At 43.2% G+C, this 5,700-nt stretch carries 6 protein-coding genes; all 6 read left to right on the top strand.

The features are described 5' to 3' along the window. The first annotated feature begins 641 nt into the window (after positions 1–641). The 6 genes from HW115_RS19230 to HW115_RS19205 all read left to right on the top strand — a co-directional run bounded on the left by HW115_RS19230 (position 642) and on the right by HW115_RS19205 (position 4,527). Complete coding sequence (locus HW115_RS19230) at positions 642–920, top strand: hypothetical protein (RefSeq protein ID WP_178935210.1); 279 nt, start codon at positions 642–644, stop codon at positions 918–920. A 128-nt stretch (positions 921–1,048) separates the two neighbouring features. Further along, positions 1,049–1,564 carry a hypothetical protein gene (locus HW115_RS19225; RefSeq protein ID WP_178935208.1) on the top strand — a complete coding sequence of 172 codons (516 nt, stop codon included), beginning with the start codon at positions 1,049–1,051 and terminating at the stop codon, positions 1,562–1,564. 502 nt (positions 1,565–2,066) lie between these two features. Then, entirely contained in the window at positions 2,067–2,387 is a 321-nt protein-coding gene (locus HW115_RS19220) for a hypothetical protein (protein WP_178935206.1), read from the top strand. Between the two features lie 428 nt (positions 2,388–2,815). Next, on the top strand, positions 2,816–3,241 hold the full coding sequence (locus tag HW115_RS19215) for a hypothetical protein (RefSeq protein WP_178935204.1): 426 nt from the start codon (positions 2,816–2,818) through the stop codon (positions 3,239–3,241). Positions 3,242–3,355: 114 nt separating this feature from the next. Further along, complete coding sequence (locus tag HW115_RS19210) at positions 3,356–3,718, top strand: hypothetical protein (RefSeq protein WP_178935201.1); 363 nt, start codon at positions 3,356–3,358, stop codon at positions 3,716–3,718. Between the two features lie 464 nt (positions 3,719–4,182). Next, positions 4,183–4,527 (top strand): ribonuclease E inhibitor RraB, encoded by a 345-nt coding sequence (locus HW115_RS19205; protein ID WP_178935199.1) that lies wholly within the window; start codon positions 4,183–4,185, stop codon positions 4,525–4,527. Positions 4,528–5,700: the final 1,173 nt, after the last annotated feature.

The following is a 5,700-nucleotide window of genomic DNA, read 5'->3' as shown; positions in this document are numbered from 1 at the left end:
CGCGTTCAAATGGTTGATTATTCCGAATCGGCTCGAAAGATGAAACCATAAGTTTGTTCACTCAGTGGATTCAACGGTTATTCTCGCAAGGCGGAATGAATGCTTGATCGAGATTCGCTGAAATCTGTATTCCGAGTCATCCGTAAAAGCATCAGGACAGACGGAGGAAACTAATTGCATAACAAGTCGCTGCACCCGACCACTAGTAGCTGACCGGTCAGGTTTTGTTTCTATTCCTCAAAAGGAAATCTATTAATCCGTTCATCTGCCATTTCATCGTGGCGGGTGAGCTTTACGTTAGGCAAATCAAATCATAGCAAGATTAATTCATATGAAAGAAATATATTTATCAACGATCACGATTTTATTGGCTTTCATCGCATATAATGGGCTCACACAACCTCAACGTGGTGGGGTGATCGAATATGNTGGCCTTGGTGTCTGTTTGCGACTTACACAGTCTTTCCCTTGCCTTATGAAGAATAGTGGCCGAACAAGTCGCAGCACCCGACCGCTAGTAGCTGAGTGGCCAGGTTTTTTGGCTGGTTTACAGGATTGAAAGTTATAAATTTGGGCAGCTGGCACATCGCGGCCGGTGTGCTTTACGTTAGGCAAATCAAATCATAGCAAGATTAATTCATATGAAAGAAATATATTTATCAACGATCACGATTTTATTGGCTTTCATCGCATATAATGGGCTCACACAACCTCAACGTGGTGGGGTGATCGAATATGTACTATATGGAGTGATGATTTTCTTCTTCGCAAGAGGGTTTTACTCTCTATTGCCAGTTCCTTTTTCACCATACGAAGAAGAGCCTTTTCTAAAAGAACATCCACATGCTAGGAATATGCCTCGTGAAGAGCGGCTTCTTTTGTATAAGTCGTGGAAACGTTCTAGAAATAAACAGGCCTAACAAGACGTTGCACCCGATGGCTAGTAGCTACGGTGTCAGGTTTTGTGACTGTTAATCAAAATTGAAACTTTAATCTTTTCATCCACGGTTTCATCGCCACGGGTGAACTTTACGTTGGGCAAAAAAATATGAGAGCTATCATTCTAGGAATTGGCACCTGTGCTATTCTGTATATGCCATTGGATTTGATGATGGATGTCAGAGGCGCTAATGACTTCATCAGGCCTTTCCACATATATGGTTTATTAGCGGCTGTGCTAATATCAGTGAGTGTCACATCGCTAATATATCGGTTTTGGCCGCTCCATAATGCGCTGAATCGGAGTCTTGCTGCTTTGCTTTTTATAAATGTGACCATTGGTATCTGGGCAGTCGCTTTGCCCCTTGGTGACTACTTTGCAATCCAAAAAGAAGAGCAGATGGAGAGAGATGATCTTTCTGCCATTTCAGACATGGGATACGGCTGGTTCTATTGGGATGATTCTGGGATGGGGAACTGGCCGATGAGTATATTACGCTTACTTAATCCATCGTTATTTTGTCTGATTTGGTTGCTGCCGTTTGTGATTTTTGTTTTTTCTGTCTTTTTCCATGGTAGTTCAGTAACAAAACAAGCCCAACAAGTCGCAGCACCCGACAGCTAGTAGCTGACTGGCCAGGTTTTTCGGGCTGTTCTACACGATTGAAACTTTAAACCTTGCGCAACTGGTACATCGCTGCCGGTGTGCTTTACGTTATGCGAAAAAATAGGCAGATCATTCAAATGGTTGACTATTCAGAATCGGCTCGAAGGATGAAACCATAAGTTTGTTCACTCAGTGGATTCAACGGTTATTCTCGCAAGGCGGAATGAATGCTTGATCGAGATTCGCTTAAATCTGTATTCCGAGTCATTCGTAAAAGCATCAGGAAAGACGGAGGAAACCAAATTGCATAACAAGTCGCTGCACCCGACCACTAGTAGCTGATCGGCCAGGTTTTGTTTCTATTCCTCAAAAGGAAATCTATTAATCCGTTCATCTGCCATTTCATCGTGGCGGGTGAGCTTTACGTTCGGCAAAAAATATATCAGTGGTCGTTCTTCGATACATAGGCGTTATTCTATTGGTGCATCTTGCAGGGGCAATAATTGTCGGATTTGCATCTATGGATACAACCTACGCTTTGCCTGCTGGTTTGTTTTTTGCTGTCTTTGGTTTTCCTTTTTTATTCATCGAAGCTCCAATTGTAAGCATAGGGCTGTTTTCATTAGAGAAGGCAAGAACAACGCGAGCAAAAATTACTGTTTCAACTATTGGATTGGGATTAAGTCTTTTGCCCTGCTTATTAGGGGCTAATGGGAGTGATTATGAGACTGGGGTTGCCATAGCATGGCCAGTTGGTGCAGTGATTGTAATCTTTGCGCATGTTGTCCATTATAGAGGTATACCCAAACAAGCCGAACAAGTCGCAGCACCCGACCGCTAGTAGCTAACTGGCCAGGTTTTTCGACTGTTCTACATAATTGAAACTTATAAACTTGTGCATCTGCTACATCGCGGCCGGTGTGCTTTACGTTCTGCAAAAAAACTCAGCACTTCCAGGAATGTTGACTATTCCGAATCGGCTCGCAGGATGAAACCATAAGTTTGATTACTCAGTGAAATCATCGGCTTTCCTTGCAAGGCACACGAATTCGGGTGTCACGTTTCATAAATTGTGTGCAACAAAGCTTGATTACGAGTCGCTCTTGAAAGGAACCAGAAAAGTGGGGGGAACTAATCGGCAGAACAAGTCGCAGCACCCGACAGCTAGTAGCTGTCGAGTTTGCGACAGGTAATCCTTTTACGTCATTGTATCTTTAATTCGCATATTGGCGCCTGATCGCTGCCGGTGTGCTTTACGTTCGGTAAAAAATGACACACCTCGAAAAAAGTCTGTTTTTCGGAGTTTCAGTGATCGTTGTGATTGTGTGCTGTTGGTTTCTGATCTTTAAGACTCAGAAGCCCCATCCACTTGCTGAATCCATAGGATTACCAGTAGTTAATGATGTCTCTGATAGCTCAATGCACTTTAGCGAACGCGCATTGGTTTTTTCAAAAAAAGGCGTGGAGTATAATCTATATGATTTCGTCTGCACAAAGGCAACCTTGATGTATGGTAAGGAAAGTTTCGAGGCTGGTACTGAGATAGATGAAGCTCCAGAGTTTGATCTACTAGATGAGGAATATTCACAAGGCTTGGGTAGAGCGCTTAGGATTGATTCTCGAGACCAGTATTCGACTATATGGATTATAGACTATCAAGAGTATGTAGTGGTGTTTCTGCTGCAGCGAAGGTAATATAAATAACAAACCGAACAAGTCGCTGCACCCGACCATTAGAAGCCGCCGTGTCAGGTTTTGTTTCTGTTTACCAAAAGGAAATTTATTAATCGGTTCATCAACCATTTCATCATGGCCGGTGAGCTTTACGTTGGGCAAAATATTATGAAGCGACGATACAAGCTGTTAATAGTCATAACCATTCTATTTGCGGTTTTGCATCTTCCAGTGATGACCGAATTTCATGTTCAGAAGGCAAAGCGGCATTTGAACAATACCTCTTCGTTACCTGAGCTAATAAAAATTTACGGCAAGCCCTCTAAGATTCTGTATTCAGAAGTTAAGAGTATTCCTCTTAATGGAGATGCTCTCGAATTGGCTGAGGGTGAGGAGATGTGGCTTTACCAGAATGAGGGTATTCCTTACTGGATTTTCGGCGTGGTTACTGATGATGGCATAACCATTAAGCGTCATATAGTAGATAGGCTCTGGTAATATCCAAACAAGCCCAACAAGTCGCAGCACCCGACAGCTAGTAGCTGTCGAGTTTTCGACAGGTAACCTTTTGACGACATTGTATCTTTAATTCGTATATCGGCGCATGATCGCTGCCGGTGTGCTTTACGTTATGCGAAAAAATAGGCAGATCATTCAAATGGTTGACTATTCCGAATCGGCTCGAAGGATGAAACCATAAGTTTGTTCACTCAGTGGATTCAACGGTTATTCTCGCAAGGCGGAATGAATGCTTGATCGAGATTCGCTGAAATCTGTATTCCGAATCACTCGTAAAAGCATCAAGAAAGACGGAGGAAACCAAGTTGCATAACAAGTCGCTGCACCCGACCACTAGTAGCTGACTGGCCAGGTTTTATTTCTGTTTCTCAAAAGGAAACCTATTAATCAGTTCATCTGCCATTTCATCGTGGCGGGTGAGCTTTACGTTAGGCAAAAAAATCATGAAAATCGTCGAACAACTACTCATCAATTCCGAAGAGGACACGAAACTGCTTATTCAAAACGACTCTCACGGAGATAAGTTTTCTGTCCCTAGGACTGTTGATTTCACAATAAACGCTAGTGATGAAGAAAAAGCCGAACTTGTCGCATCGTTTATTGAAGATAACCATTATGGCAAAACAACGGTTACAAAAGTAGATGAAGTTTTCAGGATTTCAGTATTCGTCGAAATGCCAATTGAACAAAACATCATATGCTCAGTCTCTGGCCTGATGCTTTGCGTCTCCGAGCTTTTTAATGTCGATTATGATGGCTGGGGTTGCATTATGCAAAATAAAGCCTAACAAGTCGCAGCACCCGACGGCTAGCAAGCTAGCAGTCAGGTTTTGCGACCGGTTTTACAGGAATGAGACTTTAATCGTATATCAACTAGCACATCGCCGCCGGTGTGCTTTACGTTATGCGAAAAAATAGGCAGATCATTCAAATGGTTGACTATTCCGAATCGGCTCGAAGAATGAAACCATAAGTTTGTTCACTCAGTGGATTCATCGGTTATTCTCGCAAGGCGGAATGAATGCTTGATCGAGATTCGCTGAAATCTGTATTCCGAGTCGTTCGTAAAAGCATCAGGAAAGACGGAGGAAACTAATTGCATAACAAGTCGCTGCACCCGACCACTAGTAGCCGCCGTGCCAGGTTTTGTTTCTGTTTCTCAAAAGGAAATCTATTAATTCGTTCATCTACCATTTCATCGTGGCGGGTGAGCTTTACGTTCTGCAAAAAAACTAAGCACTTCCAGAAAGGTTGATTATTCCGAATCGGATCGAAGGATGAAACCATAAGTTTGTTCACTCAGTGGAATCATCGGTTTTCCCTGCAAGGCACACGAATTCGGGTGTCACGTTCCATAAGTTGTGATCAATAAAGATGGATTCCGATTTGCTCTTGAAAGCAACGAGAATAGCGGGGGAAACAAATCGGCAGAACAAGTCGCAGCACCCGACAGCTAGTAGCTGTCGAGTTTGCGACAGGTAGCCTTTTTACGACATTGTATCTTTAATTGGTATATCGACGCCTGATCGCTGCCGGTGTGCTTTACGTTCTGCAAAAAAAACTCAGCACTTCCAGAAAGGTTGATTATTCCGAGTTGGCTCGAAGGTTGAAACCATAAGTTTGATTACTCAAGTTATTCATTGGTTATCCTCGCAAGGCACACGAATTCGGGTGTCACGTGCCATAAGTTGTGAGCAAGAAAGATGGGTTCAGACTAGCTCTTGGAAGTAACCAGAAAAGCGGGGAAAACTAATCGGCAGAACAAGTCGCAGCACCCGACAGCTAGTAGCTGTCGAGTTTGCGACGGTAACCTTTTTACGGCATTGTATCTTTAATTTGCATATCGACGCCTGATCGCTGCCGGTGTGCTTTACGTTCTGCAAAAAAATATCATGTGCAACCCGAGAGACGAATATCCACAGGAGAGATGGATCACGGTTGGAGGTTTGGTGGATGAGACG

It is taken from the genome of Oceaniferula marina, assembly GCF_013391475.1.
GTDB lineage: Bacteria > Verrucomicrobiota > Verrucomicrobiia > Verrucomicrobiales > Akkermansiaceae > Oceaniferula > Oceaniferula marina.
This window is presented reverse-complemented; position numbering and strand designations above follow the sequence as displayed.

Coding starts and splice junctions, on each gene's coding strand:
- HW115_RS19230 (WP_178935210.1), top strand. CDS start 642: ATGAAAGAAATATATTTATCAACGATCACGATTTTATTGGCTTTCATC.
- HW115_RS19225 (WP_178935208.1), top strand. CDS start 1,049: ATGAGAGCTATCATTCTAGGAATTGGCACCTGTGCTATTCTGTATATG.
- HW115_RS19220 (WP_178935206.1), top strand. CDS start 2,067: ATGGATACAACCTACGCTTTGCCTGCTGGTTTGTTTTTTGCTGTCTTT.
- HW115_RS19215 (WP_178935204.1), top strand. CDS start 2,816: ATGACACACCTCGAAAAAAGTCTGTTTTTCGGAGTTTCAGTGATCGTT.
- HW115_RS19210 (WP_178935201.1), top strand. CDS start 3,356: ATGGCCGGTGAGCTTTACGTTGGGCAAAATATTATGAAGCGACGATAC.
- HW115_RS19205 (WP_178935199.1), top strand. CDS start 4,183: ATGAAAATCGTCGAACAACTACTCATCAATTCCGAAGAGGACACGAAA.